This window comes from Psychrobacter sp. UBA2514 (genome assembly GCF_002341255.1).
GTDB classification, from domain to species: Bacteria; Pseudomonadota; Gammaproteobacteria; order Pseudomonadales; family Moraxellaceae; genus Psychrobacter; species Psychrobacter pacificensis.
Genome location: NZ_DDNS01000047.1, coordinates 31,681 through 31,928 on the forward strand (window position 1 = coordinate 31,681; position 248 = coordinate 31,928).

The window sequence follows — 248 nt, forward strand, 5'->3', positions numbered from 1 at the left end:
AGGTTTTTGCCAGCCAGACGCAATTGGTTAAGGTCTTCGGTGACATCAGTAACCATGCCATTAATCTCATCGCGCCACTCTTGGCAAAGCTTGTACGTCTCATCAAAGTCAATCGCGTCAACTTTGTAATACTCAGTTAATTGAAAGTTGTGATACTCAATCAAGTTACGTAGTTTTTCTTCTAGATCTTCACGGAACAAGTCAGCAAGCTTGATAGCACGGCGTGCGACTTTGTCTTCGTAGGCAGG

At 44.0% G+C, this 248-nt stretch carries 1 protein-coding gene; it reads right to left on the reverse strand.

Translation table 11 applies throughout. The features are described from left to right. Positions 1–248: adenylosuccinate synthetase (locus tag B3V51_RS11405; protein ID WP_286708456.1), on the reverse strand; the 248-nt coding region annotated here is incomplete at both ends.